The organism is Pseudoalteromonas sp. S1608 (assembly GCF_005887265.1).
In the GTDB taxonomy this organism is placed as follows: Bacteria; Pseudomonadota; Gammaproteobacteria; order Enterobacterales; family Alteromonadaceae; genus Pseudoalteromonas; species Pseudoalteromonas undina.
On sequence record NZ_PNDK01000110.1, the window covers coordinates 1 to 415 of the forward strand.

1 pseudogene is annotated in these 415 nt (G+C 40.7%); it reads right to left on the reverse strand.

Going from position 1 to position 415, the window contains the following annotated elements:
- Positions 1 to 415 (reverse strand): annotated as a pseudogene (locus tag CWB75_RS18895) (ATPase, T2SS/T4P/T4SS family); the annotation flags it as partial.

Here is a 415-nt window from a genome sequence, read left to right on the forward strand (position 1 = left end):
ATAGTTTCTTTAATAGCAGCAATATTACCGTGTTTAATCAGATCACTCCCCATTTGCGTATTCAATAACACGTCTATAGCAGCAGCACGTCCATCACCATCAGAGGTAGGGATAAGCTGCGGGGCAATAATAGCCCGTAAGTTTAATGCTAAATCATATATAAGCTTATCGTGCTGCTCGTTTGGCAGTAAGTGCATAATACGATCAATAGCTTGGGTAGCATTGTTAGCATGTTAGGTGGCAACACATAATGAGCTGTTTCTGCAAAGCTTAACGCATACTCGATAGTTTCTTGCGCTCGAATTTCACGAATTTAAATAACATCAGGCGCTTGGCGTAAAGAGCGTTATAGTGCTGACTGAAAACTCTCAGTATCTAATCCCACGTACTCGTGAGTGATGATTCTTGTTTGATT